Genomic DNA, 20,713 nt, shown 5'->3' with positions numbered 1-20,713 from the left:
ATCAGGCCTCCTTGATCACTTTGACGCGGATTCCGTGGGCTTTCTCGCCCTCGGGCTCCACATGAATGGTTATTTCGGCGCCCGCATGGATCACCCGTATGGCGTCTTCAAGGCGGTCGCAGATGCGATGCGCGTCACGCACCGGCATGGCGGCGGGTACTACCATATGGAAATCGACAAAGGTCACGGATCCCGCCCGGCGCGTCTTCAGATCGTGCACGCCAAGCGACCCCTCGGCATTCTTGGCGATCGCATCCTTGATCGCGCTCTCCTCCTCCGGCAACACGGCCTTGTCCATCAGCCCGTCGATGGAACTGGAGATGACCATCCAGCCCTGATAGAGAATGTTGATGGCGACAAGAATGGCAAGCACGGGGTCGAAGATCGGCTGACCGGTGCCAAGCGCCAGCAGCAGGCCGATCAGCACGCCGATCGAGGTATAGACGTCGGACATGATGTGCTGCCCGTCCGCCAATAACGCCGGCGAGCGATGCGCTTTGCCCGCGCGGATCAGCGTCAAGGCCCAGACACTGTTGATGACGCCGGCGACGACGTTGATCGCAAGTCCGAGCGCCGGAGCCTGCATCGGCTGCGGATTGCCCAAATGCCCCACCGCTTCCTGCACGATCATCAGCGCCGCAACGATGATCATCGCCCCCTCGGTGACGGCGGAAAGATATTCCGCCTTGTGATGGCCGAAGGGATGATCGTGGTCGGCCGGCTTCTGCGCGTAACGGATGACAAAGAAGGCAATCAAGGCGGCGACGACGTTGACGAGGGACTCCAGGCCGTCGGACAAAAGCGCCACGGAGCCCGTCAGCCACCAGGCCAGCATCTTCAACCCCATGACGCCAAGCGACAGCGGAATGCCCCACAGGGCGAGCCGCCTGATCGTGTCGTTTCCTTGCCCGCTCATACCCTTCTCCGATATCCGCGCGCCATGCATATGCGAATGAATTGCAAAAAACGCGCCGTTGAAATGCAAAACCGCCCGCGCGAGTTTCGCGCAGGCGGTTCATTGACGGGTTATATGATGCACGACGCCTCATTTGTCAAAGGAGGCGGCACATTTCTCAGCACAATTCCTCCCGAGCGGGCGGTTCAAACGAAGGGCGGAGCATGGGGAGAAATCCACTTGAAACGACGCTTCGCGGCAATTGGAAGCCGATTATATGCTCGCCTGTGAAGAATCGTGCTGGTAGTTTCGCTTGCGATCGCGCACTAAGCTGTGCTTCAGCCCGATATGCGAAGGTGGACGGCATCGACCGACGAACCGCCGCTCCCTCACGAAACCATGGTTGAACATGTCTGCTCTTGACGACCCCACCGACGCCAATCTTGCGCCCTCCATCGCCGATGCTCCGGCAGGCGTATCGGATCATCTGATCGCGGCCGGCGCGTTCTCCGAGGGAGAGCGCAACGCAGTCTATCGCGCCATCGAGACCCGACGCGACGTGCGCGACCAGTTTAGGTCCGACCCGCTGCCGGAGGACCTCGTCAGGCGATTGCTGCAGGCGGCCCATTCCGCCCCCTCGGTCGGCTTCATGCAGCCGTGGAACTTCATTCTGATCCGTCAGCCGGAAACGCGCGAACGCGTCTGGCAGGCGTTCCATCAGGCAAACGAGGAAGCCTGCGCAATGTTCGAGGGCGATCGGCGCGCGCAATATCAGCGGCTGAAGCTGGAGGGCATCCGCAAGGCGCCGCTCAGCATCTGCATCACCTGCGATACCACGCGTGGCGGCCCTGTGGTGCTTGGCCGCACGCATAATCCGGCGACGGATGTCTATTCGACCGTCTGCGCCGTCCAGAATCTCTGGCTCGCCGCGCGCGCCGAAGGTGTCGGCGTCGGCTGGGTCAGCATTTTCCACGAAGAGGCCATCAAGACGATCCTGGGCATACCCGAGCACGTCAAGATCGTCGCCTGGCTGTGCGTCGGTTATGTCGACGAACTCTACGACATGCCGGAACTTTCCGTGAAGGGCTGGCGCGACCGGCTGCCGCTCGCCAGGCTGATCTTCGAGGAATGCTGGCAGGATGGCGAGGAGCCCTAAGCTCCGTCACCATCACCGATAGTCCGAATATCACGATTTGAATGCCACAAACGAGATCACGTTCCCGTCCGGATCGCGCACGTGAAAATCGGTGCCGCCCCACGCCTGCTTCGCAAGCGGCTGCGCAAACTCCACGCCCTTGGCCTTGAATTCCTCGAACAGTCCCTGGACATTGGAGACCTCGATCGAAGCCAGGATCAGCGACTTCTCGCGCGCGGCGGCGGCCGCAAAAAAAGGCTGATGGACGAGCCGCAAATGCAGGCAGATACCGTCACGCGAAACCGCGCCATAGAAAGGCGGTGCGCCGTGTAGGAAATCCACCAGAAAGCCCAGCCTATCCCCAAAGAAGGCCGCGCTCGCGGTCACGTCCCGCACGAAGAGGATCGGAACCACATTCATAATGACAGGCGGCTCCGGCGAAGCGGTCGGCACCTTGGGCGCATCCACTGCCATGGCTTTCAGCTCGGCCCAGCTCTTGTGGCCCGCTTCGATGGCGACGATTTCCTGCGCCAGTGTCAGCGGTAACTTCATCGCCAAGACCTCGCGGTCGGTCAGCGATTTGAAGCGCTCCAGCGTTCTAACTCTTTCTCCGATGGAATAATCGCCGTCACGGTGCCAGCGCAGCAATAGCTTGGCTTGTTTGCGATAGGTATCAAGGGTCGGCATGGGCACATTCCTGCTGAGGGTTGTCAGCGGGCGGGCTTAGCCCTTTCGGCCCCAATGCCGATGTGCCCCACGGGAACGTGAAAAGACTAATTTACAACCATTGGCAAGTCAAACCGGCTCCTACAGCTATTCGGTAGATGAAAGGCTTGCAGCAAAACGATCGCGCGCATTATGCAGGCTGAGCGACAGCCGCAGCATCCACGGCAGCGCAGTCCATAGACCCGAGGTCAATCCCGCCTGCCGCAATCCGGCGGCCGTCCAAGTATTGCATCCCATCAGTGCATTGAAATATCCCCTCGCTTCGAAGAACGCATCGTTCTCGCCGTAATTGCTGCCCGGCAGGGACACCGGTCCGCTATCAGCCTGCGCAAGGCTGTCGAGGACGAATTGCTTCAACCGCTCAAGGCCGCCGTCATCGATGCTGAGCACGGTCACCGCAGGCGCATTTTCTGGGATGGCGCCCGCCAACTCGGCATGGATGACGGACTGATCCAAGGTGAAACTCTTCAGCACCGGTTCCACCTTCAGGTCCGCCCAGGTCGGCGTCTCAGTATAGAAGCTCCGGCCGCCCCAGCCGAAAACGAGGTAGCGCAGGTTCGGATTGTCGAGATCAAGCCCCGCCGCTCGCAGAAAACCGAAGCGGGCCATGAGATCGTCGTCGACGGGGATGGCGATATCCGTATGAATGGGATTGCTGAGCACGAGGATGCGATGGGAACGTTCGGCCAGCGCAGGCTCGTCATGCCAGAGCGGCCGCGGCACGGCGATTCCGAAAGCGGCAATCGCAACAAGCGCCAGCACGGCAAGTAGAACGCGTTTGAATATTTTCGCAATCGACAACCGGAAGCCCTACCCGACATGAGATGTCTTCAAGTGCTTGTTGGCTCTTTCAAGGCAAAAAACATCCCCATGCACTTTTTCCGAGTGCATGGGGATGTTTAAATCCGCAGCCGCCGGGCTTTGCGTCAGGCCGCCTTCGTCTTTGCACGGCGCGCCAAATGCGCCACCACGTTCTCGATCATCCGCATGCCTGCATCGCCGCCGAGCGTCATGATCGATTCCGGATGGAACTGCACGGCCGCGATCGGTTCCTTCACATGCTCGATACCCATGATCGTGCCATCCTCACTTTCGGCCGTGATCATGAAGTCACGCGGCAGCGTCGAAGGATCGGCAAAGATCGAATGGTAGCGGCCGACGGTGACTTCACGGCCGAGGCCGGAGAAGACCAGGCCCGGTTCGAGCACCCGGATGCGCGAGGGCTTACCGTGCATCGGCAGTGCGAGATGGCGCAACTCGCCGCCATAGGCTTCCGCCAGCGCCTGCAGCCCCAGGCAGACGCCGAAGATCGGCAGGTTGCGCGCCCTCGCCTTCTTGATCGTCGCCTTGCAGTCGAAATCCTTCGGATTGCCGGGTCCCGGCGACAGCACGACCAGATCGGGATCCAGCCGGTCGAAAACCTCCTCCGGCACCGGTGTGCGCACGGTCGAAACGGTCGCGCCCGTCTGGCGGAAATAGTTCGCAAGCGTATGGACAAAACTGTCCTCGTGGTCGATCAGCAGGATCTTCACGCCCTTGCCGACGGAGGCAACGTCGCGCTGCTGCTTGCCGGAATTCGCAGCCTTGGCATCACGGATCGCAGACAGCATGGCGGAGGCTTTCAATTCGGTTTCGGCTTCTTCTTCCTCGGGGATCGAGTCGTTGAGCAACGTCGCGCCGGCCCGCACCTCGGCAACGCCGTCCTTGATGCGGACGGTGCGCAGCGTCAGGCCGGTATTCATGTCGCCGTTGAAGCCGACCATGCCGATCGCGCCACCATACCATGCACGCGGGCTCTTTTCATGGCTCTCGATGAAGCGCATGGCCCAGAGCTTCGGGGCACCGGTAACGGTGACGGCCCATGCGTGGCTGAGGAAACCGTCGAAGGCGTCCATGTCGTCGCGCAGGCGACCCTCGATATGATCGACCGTGTGGATGAGGCGCGAATACATCTCGATCTGCCGGCGCCCGATGACCTTGACCGAGCCCGGCTCGCAGACGCGGCTCTTGTCATTGCGGTCGACGTCGGAGCACATGGTCAGCTCGGACTCGTCCTTCTTGGAATTCAACAGCTTCAGGATCTGCTCGCTGTCGGCGATCGGATCGTCGCCGCGCTTGATCGTGCCTGAAATCGGGCAGGTCTCGATGCGGCGGCCGGAGACGCGCACGAACATCTCAGGCGATGCGCCCACAAGATATTCCTGATTGCCGAGATTGATGAAGAAGGAATAGGGGGACGGATTGATCGCCTTCAGCCGCTTGGAAATATCCGAAGGCTTGCTCTCGCAGCGCTCCATGAACTTCTGGCCGGGCACGACTTCGAAGAGATCGCCCTTGCGGAAGCTCTCCTTCGCCTTGACCACCAGCTCGGCATATTCGCCGGGGCGGTGATCGCTCTTCGGCGGGATGGCATCAGTATTGCGGAAGGGCTCGGCGGCGATCTCGCCGGACTTACCCTCGGTCGAAATGCCACCCTTGGCGAAGTCGTAACGGTCGATCCAGGCCTTGGCGGAGTAATTATCGACCACCAGGATCTCGTCCGGCAGGTAGAGCACCATGTCGCGCTGGTCGTCCGGGCGCTTGAGCTTCAGGTTGATGGCATCGAACTGGAAAGCAAGATCGTAGCCGAAGGCGCCGTAGAAGCCGATGCTGGCATCCGCCTGCGAATAGAACAGCTCCGTCACCGCGCGCAGCACGGTAAACACAGTCGGCATCTTCGAGCGTTCTTCCTCGGTAAACACCCGATCCGGCGTCTTGACAGTCAGGTCGAGCCGGCGCGGTGTCGAGGCACCAAGCGTCAGCTCGGAAACGGTCTTCAGCTTCTCGGTGATGAAGCCGAGAATGGCTTCGCCGCGCTCGTTATAGGCTTCGATCCAGACGTCGCGACCAAAGCAGGAAAGACCGAGCGGCGGGTCGACGATGGCGGTATCCCAGCGCGTGTAGCGGCCGGGATATTCGTAGTTCGACGAGAAGACCGCGCCGCGGCGCTCGTCGAGCTTGTCGATATAGGACGAAACAGCATCCGCATAAGGGGTCGGCCGACGCTGGCGGGTAACGGTGATCCCGCCCTTCGTCTCGTAGATTTCCGCACCATCATCCCGAAGGATCGTTACCATTGTTCCTTACTCCGTTATCGGGCCCGGATGACAGGCGGCCTTTATAACAAAAAAGCCGCCTCGAAATCTCGGGCGGCTCACTCGTGGTCTTTGAACACGATTGGTCGAGGCCGCCTCAGCGAGCCCACCACCAAACTGCAATGTTGTTCAAGGACATGTTCATGGCGTGAATTGTTAGCGTGAGATGCGGTGATGCGCAAGCCGCAATCTCAGCGAATGGGCAGAAACGATTTTCCGTCTCTGCCCATCCTTCCGCTACTCTTGCGCGCGGGCCGCCTCGAAGAACTCTTCCGGTCCCTCCACTTCGATCAACCGCTTCCGCTCGATCAGCCAGAAGCGGTTGCCGATGTTGCGGACGAAGCTGCGGTCGTGGGAAACGAGCAGGCAGCTTGCCTCGTTCGCCCTCAGCTCGCCCTCCAATGCCTCCTGGCCGTCGATGTCGAGATGGTTGGTCGGCTCGTCGAGCAGGTAGAAGTTGGGATTGGTCAGCCGCAGCACCAGCATGGCCAGCCTCGCCTTTTGCCCGCCGGAAAGCCTGCCGATGGCGCGGCCCTGCATGTCGATGCCCATGCCAGCGCCGGCAAGCAGTGTGCGTGCCCGTTGCTCGCCGAGTTCGAACAGCCGCGTGATCACGCCAAGCGGCGTATCGTTCTGGCCGAGATTGGAGAGAGACTGATCGCTGTAGCCAAGCACCAGCGACGGTGTCACCTTGACCGCCCCCAACGTAATCTGATCAGCAATGGCCTTGCGGATCATCTCGACAAGCCGGGTCTTGCCGGCACCGTTAGGCCCGAGCAGGACGATGCGGTCCCCCTGGCAGATCCAGCGTTTGCCGGTCTTGAACAAAAGCGTTCCATCCGGCGTCTCGACGGAGGCATCGTCAAGCGTCACCAATATCTTTGCCTGAGTGCCGCGATTGGCGAGCTTGATCGCACCGGCTGAACGCTCCTGATAGCCTGGCCGGGCTGCATCCTCCAACCGCTCGGCTCGCGCCTTCAACTGCTTCGTCTTCGCGGTCAGCAGATCACTGCCGGAATTGACGCCGATATTGTAGAGCTTGGCCGCCTGCTTGCGCAGCTGCTGTGCCGTCTTCATGTCCTTCTGGTAGCGCCGCTCTTCCGAGGCATCGGCCTCCTCCAGCGCCGCACGCGCCCGGCTGTATGGCAGCGCGTAGATCTGCGACTGCTCCTGCCGCAGGAACAGCGTCCGGTTGCTGACGGCATCGAGGAAGGCGCGGTCGTGGCTGGCGATCAGCACGGCCACGTCGCGCGGCAGCGCATTCAGCCAGTCCTCCAGCAACGCGATCTTGGCGAGATCGAGATGGTTGGTCGGTTCGTCCAACAACAAGACGTCCGGCTCGGTCACCCAGACACGCACTAGCATGGCAAGTCTTTGCCAGCCACCGCTGAGCCGAGAAAGCGCCCTCTCCCGCATCGCAGCCGGGACACCAAGCGAATCAAGGGCGACGTCGACGCGCCAGCTTTCGCTCGCGATCTGCTCCTTCGGCAAGGCACGCAGAACAGCATCGTAGAAGGAAACTTCAGCCAGATCCGCGGGCACATTCTGTTCGACATAGCCGACCCGAAGACCGCGGGAGCGGGTGATGTCGCCGGTCGTGGGCTCCAGCCTGCCCGCAAGAGAGTTGAGCAGCGTGGTTTTTCCACGTCCGTTCGCAGCGACGATCCCGATGCGATCACCGGCATCGACGGTAAGATTGAGGTTGGAAAACAAAGGCGCACCCAGGGTAACGCCAAAATTGCGGAGATTGATCAGAGTCATGGTTTCTTCCGGTCCTGATCAAGCATCACGAATGCATCGTCAGCGGCTCTTGCCGCCGTTCCACGCGCACGTCGTCGGCCGTATATCGGCCAATGCTCGAAAACATGTCATGACGCGGCGACACGAGCACGAAGGCGGTGCGCCACGTCTCCCAAAAGGGCAGACCAGAAGAAATGAGTGAGTTATAGCCTCTGATCAGCCCTGCAAACGCATCTGCAGGGCCTGAGTCGGACCGAACTGGCGAATATGCCAGACTATCTTGGTCATACGGTCCTCCTCTCTTTTCTCTCGATAGGTTAAAGACTGCACGCTTCTAATAACACCGAACATTGCGATTTTCAATTACACAACCTCGCGATGCCGCGGCTCAAAGGCAAAAAAGAGGCGATGCCGAAGCATCGCCTGAGTTTGCTGCCTCGATGTGAAAGCTCAGAACCTTTGCGTCAGCGTCAGCTTGAAGGTTCTGCCGGGCTCGGAATAGTAGGCCGAAGGCTGTGTGAGGCCCGTGGACGCCACATTGAGCGAGTCGTAGTAGGTCTTGTTGAAGATGTTGTAGACACCGGCGCGCAGCGACAAGCCCTTCACCTGCTCCGGCTCCCACCAACCCGTCAGATCGAAGATGCCGTAGCCGGGAGTGCGGAAATTATCGCCATCCTTCTTCGGTTCGCTGGTTGCGGTGACGAAGGTAAAGTCCGTACCCCAGACCTCGGTCGCATATCCCACAGTGAAGGCGGCCTTGGCGGGAGCGACGGAATCGATCCATTCGCCGCTGTCGGAGTCCTTACCGTTGACATAGGCAAGAGAGCCCTTGATATGGATGCCATTGTCGAACTTCTTGTGCGCATTGACCTCGACACCGAACATCCGGACATTGGCGCGGTTGAAGTATTCGGTAATGCCAAGAGGATAGGTGCGCGTCGGATCGGCCGATGTTTCCGAGTCGATGAAGTTCTTGTACTTGTTGTAGAAGCCGCCGATATGGCCGCCGAAGTCGTCGTCGCCGAGATTGGTGCCGATTTCGATGCCGTTGCTGGTCTCCGGCTTCAGGTCCGGATTGCCGTAGCTGACATAACCGCCGGGCACGCCGTAATTCACGTAGAGTTCGCTGACATTGGGCGCACGGAAGGCCATCGCCCATTGCGCATAGAGTTCGATATTGTCCTGCGGCTGATAGGATGCGCGCAGCTTCGGCGAGAAGCGGCTGTCGGACTGACCGGATGACAGGCCGCTATAATTGGCACTGTCGCGATAGGCATCCGTGTTCTTCGGCGAGTAGTCGTACCAGTCGAAGCGCAGACCCGGCGTCAACGAGACGTTGCTGGAGCCCAGCTCGATCTTGTCGTCGATGAAAGCACCAACACGCTTGCCGTCGACATCAGGCATATCGGACTGGTTGGTGTGCAGGAAGGCGCAAGAAGCACGCCAACGCGGGTTACTGCAGCTATCCTTGCCGGCTGAGTACTGGTGAACCTTGTCGAAGGCGACATCGAGACCGAAGGTGACCTGATGATGCAGGCTGCCGGTATCGAAAGACTTTGATGCGTTGCCGGCGAAGCCGATACTGCGATCTTCCATTTCATTACGGCGCCAATAGTCGCCGATGACGGATGTATAGCGATAGCCTTCCGCACCACCTTCACGCAGAAGATTCTGCCAGTAGAAAACGGCATTGGCGGTATCAAGCAGCGAATCGGCACTCTCGGCTTCATATTTGTAATCAAGAGAAACGCGATTGCGCTCGACATTGTCTGTCCCATTATAATCGCCGGGCCGGAAGTTTCCGGTCGGGCTCTGCAGGGTCATCAGATCGGTGGTTTTATCCTTGTTGTAGTGCTCGGCCGTGATGCCGAAGGTGCCGACGTCGGTATATTGACGGATCTTGAAGAGACCGCTTCTCTGATTGTAGTCAGCGGGGTTAGCCTCGGTACGCTTGGTCGAATAGCCGCGGATATCGCCATTGTTCTCAAGCTCATGACCATGCGTGTAGCCGCCCTGGAAGAGAACGGCGGTATTGTCGATGCGCTTGGCAACAGCGGCTGAACCGCCGATGCTGCGGTCGTCGCCATTATAGCCGAACTTGAAAACACCGCCCCAGGTGGAACCGGGCGCAATCAGATCTTCCGGCTCCAGCGTACGCAGCACGAAGGCACCGCCGAGAGCGCCCGAACCGGCACGACTGGAATCGGCGCCGCGCACGATATCGATGCTCGAGAGCGCGTTGAAATCAAAGCTGTTGACGCCGCCATTGCCGCCATTATTGGCGCCATTGGCGCTGCCGCGCGAAGCATCGAGAAGGAAAGGAATTTGAATGCCGTCGACCGTCGTCAGCACACGGTCATCACCGAGGCCGCGAATGTTGACACCGCCGGTAGCGCGGTTGAAGCCGACGCCGACCTCGGTGCTGCGGCCAAGGTCCTCGATGCGCGTGATCTGGTTGTCGTCGATCTGCTTTGCCGTCGTCTCTGTGGCGGTCGGGGAATCGGCAAGCACATCCTTTGCCGCCTTGCCCTTGACGACGATCGGCTTCAGGTTGGTGACGCGGTCGCTCTTGACCGCTTCGCCCGTCGCCTCGTCGGTCTGAGTTGCTGTTTGCGCGTAAGATGTCGTCGCCAGCCCTAGAGCCAGAAACGCAGTGCATGCCAAGAGAACCGAGCGGGAGCGCCGGACAACCATAACCGTTCCTTTCGAACTGCTTCACCGGGCTGGCTGGTTGCTGCAACAGAGGCAGACAAGGGGCTGGCTGGGTTAGTTTTGCTAACAAAGCGGAAATATTCCGCCCTCTTTCTGCCGCATAAAAAACATGAGTATTATTGTCAATATATCTAGTGCCCATAATCATGAATAAAATTATCATGTTTAAAGACGAACGGAAAAAGTTGCTGAATTGCAACGAAATGGCCGCATCAAGCGTTCTACCGGCATCATCATTAGTATTGGCTGAATTATTTGATGCTGTTCCGATTCGTTTCCGTAGTCCCTGCCATGATCTTACTGGCAGCCGCCTCTCTTCCGCAGACCGGCCCGATACCGCAACAAAAACCGGACAGCGAACAAGCCCAACCATCCGCTGAACCGCCGATCCCGGCGGAGAAACCCATTGCGCCCTCGGAAAAGCTCGTCACTCCCGTGGAGAAGTCAGCAACCCCGGAGGACGAGCCGACGACCGGCGAGATGCAGGGGCCGCCTCGGCCGCCACTGACCATCGCTTCGGAATCGGACGAAGAACACAAGACATGCCTCTCCGAGCTGAGTGCCATGGGCGCCACTTTCAAGGAGATTCCACGCATTGACGACGGCAATGGCTGCGGCATCGACAAGCCGATCACGCTTTCCTCGGCCTTGCCAGGCATCGAATTCAAACCGGAGGGCAAGATGCGCTGCGAGGCCGCACTGGCGCTTGCCCATTGGGTCAAGGAAAGCGTGATTCCATCGGCTACTGCATTGGACAATGGCAAGATCGTCACCATCAACCAGGCTTCGACCTATGTCTGCCGCCTGCGCAACAATGCCTCCACCGGCAAGATTTCCGAACATGCCCGCGGCAACGCCATCGATATCGCCAGCTTCACCTTCGAGAACGGCAAGACCATCGGCATCGAACCGCGCCGCGAAGATCCGACATTGACGGGCGCATTCCAGCGCGCCACGAGTGCGTCGGCCTGCCTCTATTTCACGACCGTCCTCGACCCGGAAAGCGATGCCGCCCACGAAACGCACTTCCATCTCGATGTGCTCGAAAGAAACGGCGGCTTTCGATACTGCCACTAGAAGGCGGTATGGGCGACAATCCTCAGGTCGTAACCCTACCCTTGGGGCACATCGGCGTTCGAGAACCACAGATCCCTGTAGATCGCGACTGCCGTCTCATCCGGGGAGCGATCCTGCGTCAGCCAGACCGATCGGATAGACCGGGCTCCACCGACGGTTGGGACCTTGCTGCATTGCTCTGGATCCGACGCCCCGATACAGGGAATGAACCAGGCCGGCATCAACGCCCGAGCACTGTATCCATGCTCCGTGCGCGTGATCAAAACGGCGAGACCGATCCTGTCACTGGCTTGCCACGGCACGATGATCCGGCCTTCGGGCCGCAGCGCCTGAAGCCATGAGATGGGTGGCATCACGACGCCCGCATTCACATAAATCAGATCGGCAGCCGGTAGCTCCGCAGAAGTCGCGTCGCCATGGATAACCGAAATGCCCTCGAACGATGCGAGATTTACGCGCGTGCGGTTCGCCAACGTCTCATCGATTTCGACTGCGTGAACATGGCCACCGGGTGTGACAAGCGTCGACAGAAGAGCAGTGTAGTAGCCTGTCCCAGTCCCGATCTGGATGACAGTCTCGCCCGGCTTGGGAGCGACAGCACCGAGAAAAGCGGCGTGGAGAAACGGCTCTCAATTGTTGATACCCTTTGACCTGTCCAGACAGACAAGCACGTTCTGGTACAGAAAGGCGGGATCGTCGCTTGGTGTTTCGAGGTGGCGTCTGTTGACCACGATCTGCCAGGGTCCGGGACCCATGAATGCTTCGCGCCTTACGAGCCTGAAAGCCTGCTCCAGTCTTTCATCCGTCGAGTTGCTGGCCGCCGCCATCATCTTCGCGTGGAAAGCGCGTATATCGTCCAAACTGGCACGGCCACCTGCGGTCATGATCTGCCTCCGCTATCACATAAGATGATGTCGATACGCACCAAGCCATACGCGTAGTTTGAATCAAATTCAGAACTTAAAACAATCCCTCGATGTAGCCCTGATCATTGAGGAAAATCCTCTCCGCCGCCGGCGATTTCGGCAGGCCGGGCATGGTCATGATCTCGCCGGTAATGACGACGACAAAGCCGGCGCCGGCCGAAAGCCGCACCTCGCGAACCTGTACGATATGCCCCTCGGGGGCGCCGCGAACGGTCGGGTCCGTCGAGAAGGAATATTGGGTTTTGGCCATGCAAACAGGCAGGTGGCCGTAGCCCTGGTCTTCCCAGGAACGCAACTGGTCGCGCACGGCCTTGTCAGCCGTGACCTCGCCCGCGTGATAGATCTTCGACGCGACGATCTCGATCTTCTCCAGCAAGGAAAGATTATCGGGATAAAGCGGCTGGAATTTCGCCTGGCCGGATTCGGCAAGTTCCACGACCTTGTGCGCGAGATCCACAATCCCGGCCGAGCCTTCGGCCCAATGGCGGCAGAGGATCGCCTCGGCGCCGAGCCGCGCGACATAATCCTTGAGCGCCTCGACCTCGGCCTCCGTATCCGAGACGAAATGATTGATGGCCACCACGACGGGCACGCCGAACTTTCTGACATTGGCAACGTGCCGGCCAAGATTGGCGCAGCCTTTGACCAGCGCTACGACATTCTCCTTGCCGAGATCGTCCTTCTTGACGCCGCCATTCATCTTCAGCGCCCGGACAGTCGCGACAATGACGGCCGCGTCCGGCAAAAGTCCCGCCTTGCGGCACTTGATGTCGAAGAATTTCTCCGCGCCGAGATCAGCGCCGAAGCCCGCTTCCGTCACTACATAATCGGCAAGTTTCAATGCCGTGCGCGTGGCGATCACCGAATTGCAGCCATGGGCGATATTGGCAAAGGGACCGCCATGCACCAGCGCCGGGTTGTTCTCCAGCGTCTGCACGAGGTTCGGCTGCATGGCGTCCTTCAACAGCACCGCCATGGCGCCATCAGCCTTCAGATCGCGGGCATAGACGGGCGTGCGGTCGCGACGATAGCCGATGATGATGTTGCCGAGCCGCTTTTCGAGATCCTTGAGATCCGAAGCAAGGCAGAGGATCGCCATGACCTCGGAGGCAACGGTAATGTCGAAACCGCCTTCCCGCGGAAAACCGTTTGCAACGCCCCCGAGCGAAGCGACGATGTCGCGCAAGGCCCGGTCGTTCATGTCCATCGCCCGGCGCCAGGTGATGCGGCGGATGTCGATATTCTGCTCGTTGCCCCAATAGATATGGTTGTCGATCAGCGCGGCAAGGAGATTGTGGGCCGAAGTGACGGCATGGAAATCGCCGGTGAAATGCAGGTTGATGTCTTCCATCGGCACGACCTGCGCATAGCCGCCACCCGCCGCCCCGCCCTTGACGCCGAAGCAGGGGCCGAGCGACGCCTCGCGCACACAAACGACTGCCTTCTTGCCGATACGGTTCAAACCGTCGCCAAGGCCGACGGTTGTGGTGGTCTTTCCCTCGCCGGCCGGCGTCGGGTTGATGGCGGTGACGAGGATGAGCTTGCCATCCTTTTTGTCGGCTTGCGCCGCAATGAAACCGGCGCCGATCTTTGCCTTGTCGTAGCCATAGGGCGCGAGATCTTCCGCCGGGATGCCAAGCTTGGCACCAATCTCGATGATCGGCAGTTTCTTCGCAGCGCGCGCGATTTCGATATCGGATGCCACCGTTGCCATAAAACTCGCCCTCGGCCTTAATATGCAGTCATTCCCTTGTCGGGATAGCTCAATAAATATCCACTGTGAATAGCCGCGATTCGCTGTCCCACGCGAAACTAACGAGCCTTGTCGCCGAACCGAGGCGCGCTTATTGTCCGCGCGCAAATGCAGGATAGAAAAGGAAAATATATGAAGTCCCTGGAACTACTGGTCGAGCGCATCATTCTCTCCAGCCGCTGGCTTCTGGTTGTCTTCTATCTTGGGCTCGCAGCCTCACTGGCGGTCTACGCCGTATCGTTCGCCTACAAATTCTACAAGGTCGCCATCAACGTCTTCCAGTATGACGAGGCCGACATGATCCTTGCCATTCTCGGCCTGATCGACGCCGCCCTGGTGGCGAGCCTGATCGTGATGGTGATGATTTCCGGCTACGAGAATTTCGTAAGCCGTTTCGATGAAGCCGAAGACGAAGTTTCCTTCCTCGGCAAGCTCGATTCGGGCAGCCTCAAGATCAAGGTCGCCTCCTCTATCGTCGCGATTTCCTCGATCCACCTGCTGCAGATTTTCCTGAACGCCACGCAGTATGACAACGCCAAACTGATGTGGTTCACGATCATACATCTTGCCTTCGTCGTCTCGGCGCTGCTGCTTGGCTTCCTGGAACAGATCATGTCGAAAGCCAAAAGCAATAAGAACGGCTGAGACCGAACGAAGCGAACGGCTATTTGCCTGCCATCGTCGGCGCGACGGCAACCGGCGGCGGCGGCGATACGGGTGCGGCGCAATCGGCTATCGATTGCTTGTCCTTGCAATCATGCGCCAAGACGAGTTCATCGGCCGCGGCAAGCTCCGTCGTCAGCTTGAGCTTCAGCGCATCCATCTGCGGGATCAGATGGATCCCGTTTGGCTCGGTTCCGAGCATCAGATCGACAAGCGACCTGTCGACGCCCATCTTGTCGAGAAACTTGACCAGCCTCGCCTTCTGGGCCTTGTCGAGCTTGGTCGTGTCGTACTTTCCGACGAACTTGCGCCCGATCTCCCGCTTGGAAATGACCTTTCGCTTGCCGCCTACCATTTCATATTCGGTGCGGTATTGAACGCGCACCTCGCTGTACGTCGTGGTGATCTGATGCACTCCGAGCAGCGCGAAGGGGCTGTAAACGCGCTGGATGCCACCGGCGAAAAATAGTGGACAGGCCGAAAAGCAGATCGCCCCAGCGGAAAACGGCTCGCCCTTGATGGAACCATCCTTTGCCAGGGCAGCCGAGCAAATCGGTTCAGCATAGGGACAAGCGCGCGAGCGCGTGCGGCCTACCGCGACCGAAAGCTTCTGCGTGCGGATGGCATAGGCCATCTCCATCGCCGCCCGCACGTCGCCACCCGGCGAATTGACCACGATCGGCAAACTCTGGCCGCCGAGCCGCTTCAGGAGTTTCTGCAGCTTCTTCGGTGAATCCGGCATGATCTGCCCTTCGGCGGAGATCCAGTCCGGGCAATTGTTCTCGGCGCGGCACTTGGCCATGTCGCCATGAACCAGCAAAAATTCCATCGGCTTGCCGCCGTCAGTGGCTCCGGCGAACGCGGGCGGTGGCACTAGGAGCGATAGAGCTGTCAGGAACCACAGTGCCGTTTGACGACACCACACGGCAAACTGCGGGAAGAAGCGAAAATTCATGAGATACGCGCCTGGAAGCGATTGCTTTGGCAAGACCGATAGCAACCGCTTTTGGCCTTCGCAAGGCGCGCCTGTGTCCACTTGCGACATTTGCGCAAAGGCAGCTTATTTATATGTAACCATGAAGGGCGTCCGCCGGAGACAGGGAGCCTTTGTGATCAGACTAATCGGCATGCAATACAATGCATACTCATCATACCATATAAACACAAAATCGTACTACGATAAGCACCAGAACGGCCCGGATCAAGCCCAGATTGCCTTAGCGATCGCTTGTGGATGACCTGGAAAACAGGGGCAGACACGGCCTGAGACCAAACGACGATTCTCATCAGATCCCATCTCAGGCTCATCAATCGACGCAAGCTGTATATCCGCGGCGCAATACGGGCAGCAGGGAAGAAAATTTCGCTTCCAGAGCCGCTTTTCGTAAAAAGTCATACAAATCCGTAGGTTGGTATATTAAAATATATGAAAATAAACTTATTTATGGTCCTGTGATATTTTTGCGTCTAGCATTCACTCATAAATTCGGTATTTGATAACGATAACACGCTGTGGGCTCCTCAACTCATATGTCCTATATCATCACCGCCGAGAGACAACTGTTGCTTTCCGCCGAGTTGGCTGCAGCCCGGACGCAGGCGGCTTTTGCGCATGCATTGGAGCGAACGAGCGCTGCCTTTGGCTTCAGCCATACGGCCTTCATGAATGCTCCGGCTCCCGAAGATTCGATGATGACGCCGCTGCTGATCGAGGGGTCGGTGCCGCTGCAGTTCATGCGTGAGTTTGATCGGCAGCAGTTGGTGCGACGCTGTCCAATGTTGCGTGTGCGCGATACTGTGATGCCGCGCTCGTGGCACTTGTTGGAAAAAGACAACGATCCGGACATGAGTTTGCCGCGCGAACTGCACGCGCTGCTGATCAACTACAACTGCCCTATGAGCATTGTCATACCCATCAACTCCCCGGACGGGCAGCATCTTGTCTTCTGGTTTATGGGCAATCGCAACAGCCTGAGCCAGAGTGAGCTCAACGAGCTCACCATGATTATGCTGCAAGCGCTTGATTCCTATAATAATCTGAGGCGCAACGACGGCTCGGTGCCGCACGTGCTTTCGGCCCGTGAGCTCGAAGTGGTTCGCTGGACAGCCCAGGGCAAGACCTCGGTGGAAATCGGCCAGATCCTTTCCCTCTCCGACCATACGGTCAACGCCTATATGATGAACGCGATCAAGAAGCTTGATTGCGTCAACCGCACGCAGCTCGTTGCGAAAGCCATCCGGCTCAAGCTCATCAGCTAGCCGCTCCAATTATCCCCCGCAAGCAGATTCAGCCCTTGCCGATCTTCGATCGATGAGGGTCATCTATCCGTTACAAGCTCAGCGAAGTGCCGACGCCATGCTTAGCGGCCGCCAAGAACCGTGCGGATTTCAACCAGGCTCGAACGCACGCGCAGAATATGGAAGCCCATCGTCGCCAGATGGCTCGGCATGAATGAGCTGTCCTCAGGTCCATTGGATATGATGGCGGGCTGGATACGCAACGCTGCTTGCAACTGCGTTATGGTGCCGGTCCAAAGCGTACCGACATTGCGCTCGGCTATGACCTGTTGAAAATCTGCGCCGGCCGCGCTCAGAATGCCGTAAGTGGCGTAAAGCTGACCGTAAGCGAACCAGAAGCGATCGTCCGCACGCGTATCCAACCAGCCGTAGCTGTGATCTGCGGCTCGCTTTGCCAATATGTCCGCCGTGCTGCCAAGGTCGTTCGCGATGTGGTCGACAAACTGCAGGAGATTGTCAGCGCGTCCGTCGAAAAGCGCCTTGCAGGTGCCAAGATCGGCATTGAAGCTGCGCAGGTTGGCAATTGCCGCGCGATAGTAGCTCGGCGTCGGTGTCTTCGGCCCGAACGGATGCAGCCCGAAATACCAACTCGACTCGTCGAACTGCAAGTTGCCGCGTGCCTTCTGCAGGTCGCTGTTGATGCCGGACGTCCCACGCACGCGGCCGATCGTGTCAACCAGTTCCGCCGAAGTACGGCGAACCACAGAGTTTACGCCCCGTTGGAAGGAGGCCTTGTTGTCCAGAAAAGGCGTGTCGTCCCATGACATACCGAAGAGCCCCAGCTTGTAGAGCACCATCGAGGAGATCCAGGCATTCTGGTTGACGTTGAAATCGGTAAGATCTGCAGCAACATCGACGATTGCCGAGGTTTGGCAGGTCTTCGGCGCGCCGGCGGCGGCTTGTTGTCCGCTTGGTGCTGGAAGCTCCTGCCCGGCAGAGAGCTTGCGGTCCGAAAACTTGTAGACGTCGGGATAAGCGGGATTGAAACCTGTCCAGATCTGCGTCTGCCAGATGAAATAGATGTAGAGAAGTGCCAGCAGCGTCACGAAAGCGACGACCGGCAGCTTGATCAGCCAGTTGCGCTGCCGATACCAGCCATGTGCCGCGAGAAGCGGCCAGGTGATCCAGACGAAGACCAATCCCAGCCACCGCGCAATGGCGCCAACCATTCGCCTGAAAAGTGCTGTGATCGAGTCAAGCATGGACACGTCTCCTAAACCACACCGCGCATCCCGCCGACACGCGAAGGACGCACTACACTGAATCCGCGCACCGGCCTTTCCGAAAATCCTTTTCGATTTCCGCACTATAAGGCCTTATCGCCATTCGCGTTCCAGCAAATATGTGTTCCTGGGGAAAACAACAACCGTCTGCACCGATATTTCGACTCCGGACAGCAATCAATCCTGTGGTTGCGCTTCATCGGAAACGTCATTCGCATCCACCGGCACAGGCAGAAGATGAGGCTCCAATCGCCTGGTGAATACGCTGTCCGCGCGCGCCTTGCGCGCCGCCAGATCATGTCCCGCCAGCACGTTCATCTCGAAGGCCTCGATCAGCCGCGCAACCGGCGCCGAGCGCGCAACTGCGGGCAATGGCGAATCGATCTCCGACGCCAGCGCCTTCAACAGGGCGATACGCTGTTCGATATCGACCGAGAGCTTGCCCGCCATGGCGTTCACGGCAGCGATCTCGGCATTCAGAGCGCCCGCCAGCCCCTCATAAACGTCGATGAGGCGCTGGTGCGCTGTTCGACCCGGCTGCAGGACCCTTTCTTTCTCCCGAAGGCTATCCTGCTCGAGGAGCAATTCACGGTAGGTCGCCTCCGGCTCGGATTGCAAATCGCGAACACGCGCTGGAGAAAGATTGCGGCGGTGATCGTTGGTCTTCACCGCCACGGCATCGGCCTGACGCCGTACTTCCTCTATGTCGAAATCAAGCCTCTGCCGCCGCTCGATCACGCCCTCCAGATGCATCTCGCAATCGTGGAAGGATTGCGACAGAGCGGGGCGAGCCCGCTTGAACAAAAGATCAAGCGTGGCCGAGGCATCCAAGACCGCGTCGAGACCGGTGATGATGGTCTCCGGCTTTACCTGACCGTGCCCCAGCCTTCTGCTCAGCAAGCCGGGCTTTTCGAGACCGGCCTTCTCGTCGTACAGCCGCCGATGCTGCAAATCTGCCTGAGCTGTTGTGAGATCCAGCTCCTTCACCAGCGACAGGCCAAGGAATTTCCAGCGGTCCAGCAACTCGACGGTCTCGCGCACCAGCGCTTCTTCTACCGGGAAATTGACGGCTTCCGCACGCCCCCCGCCCTTCGAATGGCCGGCCAGCAGGGTCACGGCTGCGTTCACGCCATTGATGGCATCGCCTAGCGTGATGCGCAGTTTGTCGATTGCGCCCTCGAAGGAATGAGGCCTGACCATGAAAGCGTCTCTCAATTGCCTTTAAGGCGAGACTAACCGCTTCCGTCTGCAAAGAAAATGCCGAACAAACCTATTGGGCCGTAGCGGGATTCTTCAGATAGGCGATCAGATTGTCGAGATCCCTTTCGTTCTTCAGGCCGGGAAACGTCATCCTGGTGCCTTTGACCAGGAACTGCGGGCTCGGCAGGTATTTCCGCAGCAAAGCTTCGTCCCAGACCTTGCCGCCGGCTCCGAACGCTGTCATCGCGGGCGAATATTGATAGTCCGGCACGCTGGCGACCGGACGACCGACAACGCCCATCAGCGACGGTCCGACACGGTTCTCGGGTGCGGTTGCCGTATGGCAGGCTCCGCATTTCCTGAAAACGATAGCGCCCGCAACCGCATCGCCATCCGCACTGGCCGCGGAGGCAAAGGCGAAAACGACGAATGCCAATGTCAGACAGAGCAGTTTCATCCTTCCTCCCGATCCGTCATTCCCGTCAACAGGACGGTGGGCTGCTTCAGAAACGCCTGCCAGATGATGGAGAGGCATGACCACGTCACTCGCCCGATATCGCCTCTTCCCAATGATGGCGGCATAGCGAGACATATTTGTTGCCACCGCCGATCTCGATCTGGGCGCCTTCGCGCACCACTCCCCCAGCCGAATCCAGTCGCACCACCATTGTCGCCTTGCGCCCGCAATGACAAATCGTCCGCACTTCACGCAGCTCATCAGCAATGGTCAGCAACTCCTGCGAACCCGGAAATAATCTCCCGTGAAAATCCGTGCGCAACCCATAGGCCATAACAGGCAGACCCAGGCGATCGACGATATGGGCGAGCTGCCACACTTGCTCACGCGACAGGAATTGCGCTTCGTCAAGGAAGACACAAGCCAACGGTTCGTCGGCATGCATTCCTTCGACCATTGCATAGAGATCGTCCGTAGCCTCGAACGGTATGGCGTCCATCGTCAAGCCGATGCGGGACGCTATCTTGCCACGGCCCGCGCGATCATCCAGCGCCGCGATGAAGGCTGCCGTGCGCATGCCGCGTTCCTGATAGTTGTAGGCAGCCTGCAGCAGCATGGTCGATTTACCGGCATTCATCGTCGAATAATGGAAATAGAGCTTGGCCATGACGTTCTCCTTGAACGCTTCATGAAAGCGCTGACGCAAGAAGGAAAGACGCCTCCGCCGAAAACCACAGGAATTAAGTAGGGATTCACGCAACAGGGCATCGACCT

17 protein-coding genes and 1 pseudogene are annotated in these 20,713 nt (G+C 59.0%); 4 read left to right on the top strand and 14 right to left on the bottom strand.

The genetic code is table 11. From position 1 onward, the window contains the following. Position 1 precedes the first annotated feature (1 nt). Positions 2–916: a cation diffusion facilitator family transporter gene (locus tag FHT28_RS03230; protein WP_037194788.1), complete on the bottom strand. Its 915-nt coding sequence runs from the start codon at positions 914–916 to the stop codon at positions 2–4. 388 nt (positions 917–1,304) lie between these two features. Here FHT28_RS03230 and bluB point away from each other — a divergent pair, with 388 nt between their 5' ends. Continuing rightward, complete coding sequence (gene bluB, locus FHT28_RS03225; RefSeq protein ID WP_246704793.1) at positions 1,305–2,051, top strand: 5,6-dimethylbenzimidazole synthase; 747 nt, start codon at positions 1,305–1,307, stop codon at positions 2,049–2,051. 30 nt (positions 2,052–2,081) lie between these two features. Here the strand turns inward: bluB and FHT28_RS03220 are convergent, their stop codons facing one another. The 5 genes from FHT28_RS03220 to FHT28_RS03200 form a co-directional block, all read right to left on the bottom strand. Next, positions 2,082–2,717: a VOC family protein gene (locus tag FHT28_RS03220; RefSeq protein WP_168595556.1), complete on the bottom strand. Its 636-nt coding sequence runs from the start codon at positions 2,715–2,717 to the stop codon at positions 2,082–2,084. 126 nt (positions 2,718–2,843) lie between these two features. Continuing rightward, a complete protein-coding gene (locus FHT28_RS03215; RefSeq protein ID WP_210255665.1) occupies positions 2,844–3,557 on the bottom strand; it encodes a TIGR02117 family protein in 714 nt (237 codons plus the stop codon). A 125-nt stretch (positions 3,558–3,682) separates the two neighbouring features. Next, entirely contained in the window at positions 3,683–5,872 is a 2,190-nt protein-coding gene (locus FHT28_RS03210; RefSeq protein ID WP_168595555.1) for an anthranilate synthase, read from the bottom strand. A gap of 255 nt (positions 5,873–6,127) precedes the next feature. Beyond that, positions 6,128–7,651 (bottom strand): ABC-F family ATP-binding cassette domain-containing protein, encoded by a 1,524-nt coding sequence (locus tag FHT28_RS03205; protein WP_168595554.1) that lies wholly within the window; start codon positions 7,649–7,651, stop codon positions 6,128–6,130. A gap of 429 nt (positions 7,652–8,080) precedes the next feature. Beyond that, positions 8,081–10,324: a TonB-dependent hemoglobin/transferrin/lactoferrin family receptor gene (locus FHT28_RS03200; protein ID WP_168595553.1), complete on the bottom strand. Its 2,244-nt coding sequence runs from the start codon at positions 10,322–10,324 to the stop codon at positions 8,081–8,083. Positions 10,325–10,600: 276 nt separating this feature from the next. Here FHT28_RS03200 and FHT28_RS03195 point away from each other — a divergent pair, with 276 nt between their 5' ends. Continuing rightward, positions 10,601–11,419 carry an extensin family protein gene (locus FHT28_RS03195; protein WP_168595552.1) on the top strand — a complete coding sequence of 273 codons (819 nt, stop codon included), beginning with the start codon at positions 10,601–10,603 and terminating at the stop codon, positions 11,417–11,419. 35 nt (positions 11,420–11,454) lie between these two features. Here the strand turns inward: FHT28_RS03195 and FHT28_RS03190 are convergent. From FHT28_RS03190 to FHT28_RS03185, 3 genes and pseudogenes are all read right to left on the bottom strand, one after another. Next, a pseudogene (locus FHT28_RS03190) lies at positions 11,455–12,033 on the bottom strand (rRNA adenine N-6-methyltransferase family protein); the annotation flags it as partial. Between the two features lie 15 nt (positions 12,034–12,048). Then, positions 12,049–12,303, bottom strand: a complete 255-nt coding sequence (locus FHT28_RS36790; RefSeq protein ID WP_348644966.1) for a hypothetical protein — start codon at positions 12,301–12,303, stop codon at positions 12,049–12,051. 76 nt (positions 12,304–12,379) lie between these two features. Next, a complete protein-coding gene (locus FHT28_RS03185) occupies positions 12,380–14,059 on the bottom strand; it encodes a formate--tetrahydrofolate ligase (RefSeq protein WP_168595551.1) in 1,680 nt (559 codons plus the stop codon). Positions 14,060–14,230: 171 nt separating this feature from the next. Between FHT28_RS03185 and FHT28_RS03180 the strand changes: the two genes are divergently transcribed. After that, positions 14,231–14,743, top strand: coding sequence for a TIGR00645 family protein (locus tag FHT28_RS03180; RefSeq protein WP_080760686.1), 513 nt, complete (start codon positions 14,231–14,233; stop codon positions 14,741–14,743). Between the two features lie 19 nt (positions 14,744–14,762). Here FHT28_RS03180 and FHT28_RS03175 read toward each other — a convergent pair whose 3' ends face one another. Then, complete coding sequence (locus tag FHT28_RS03175; protein WP_047638675.1) at positions 14,763–15,716, bottom strand: hypothetical protein; 954 nt, start codon at positions 15,714–15,716, stop codon at positions 14,763–14,765. A gap of 575 nt (positions 15,717–16,291) precedes the next feature. On the opposite strand from FHT28_RS03175, the gene FHT28_RS03170 reads away from it, so the two are divergent. After that, positions 16,292–17,020, top strand: a complete 729-nt coding sequence (locus tag FHT28_RS03170; RefSeq protein ID WP_168595550.1) for a LuxR C-terminal-related transcriptional regulator — start codon at positions 16,292–16,294, stop codon at positions 17,018–17,020. A gap of 101 nt (positions 17,021–17,121) precedes the next feature. Here FHT28_RS03170 and FHT28_RS03165 read toward each other — a convergent pair whose 3' ends face one another. The 4 genes from FHT28_RS03165 to FHT28_RS03150 all read right to left on the bottom strand — a co-directional run bounded on the left by FHT28_RS03165 (position 17,122) and on the right by FHT28_RS03150 (position 20,606). Continuing rightward, the gene (locus tag FHT28_RS03165; protein WP_246704792.1) at positions 17,122–18,228 is read right to left on the bottom strand and encodes a DUF2333 family protein; all 1,107 of its coding nucleotides are present in this window, start codon (positions 18,226–18,228) and stop codon (positions 17,122–17,124) included. A gap of 231 nt (positions 18,229–18,459) precedes the next feature. Next, complete coding sequence (locus FHT28_RS03160; RefSeq protein WP_168595548.1) at positions 18,460–19,482, bottom strand: hypothetical protein; 1,023 nt, start codon at positions 19,480–19,482, stop codon at positions 18,460–18,462. 70 nt (positions 19,483–19,552) lie between these two features. Next, positions 19,553–19,939: a cytochrome c family protein gene (locus tag FHT28_RS03155; protein ID WP_168595547.1), complete on the bottom strand. Its 387-nt coding sequence runs from the start codon at positions 19,937–19,939 to the stop codon at positions 19,553–19,555. Positions 19,940–20,024: 85 nt separating this feature from the next. Next, positions 20,025–20,606 (bottom strand): thymidine kinase, encoded by a 582-nt coding sequence (locus tag FHT28_RS03150; RefSeq protein ID WP_168595546.1) that lies wholly within the window; start codon positions 20,604–20,606, stop codon positions 20,025–20,027. Positions 20,607–20,713 lie beyond the last annotated feature (107 nt).

This window comes from Rhizobium sp. SG570 (assembly GCF_012275345.1).
GTDB classification, from domain to species: domain Bacteria; phylum Pseudomonadota; class Alphaproteobacteria; order Rhizobiales; family Rhizobiaceae; genus Rhizobium; species Rhizobium lusitanum.
This window is presented reverse-complemented; position numbering and strand designations above follow the sequence as displayed.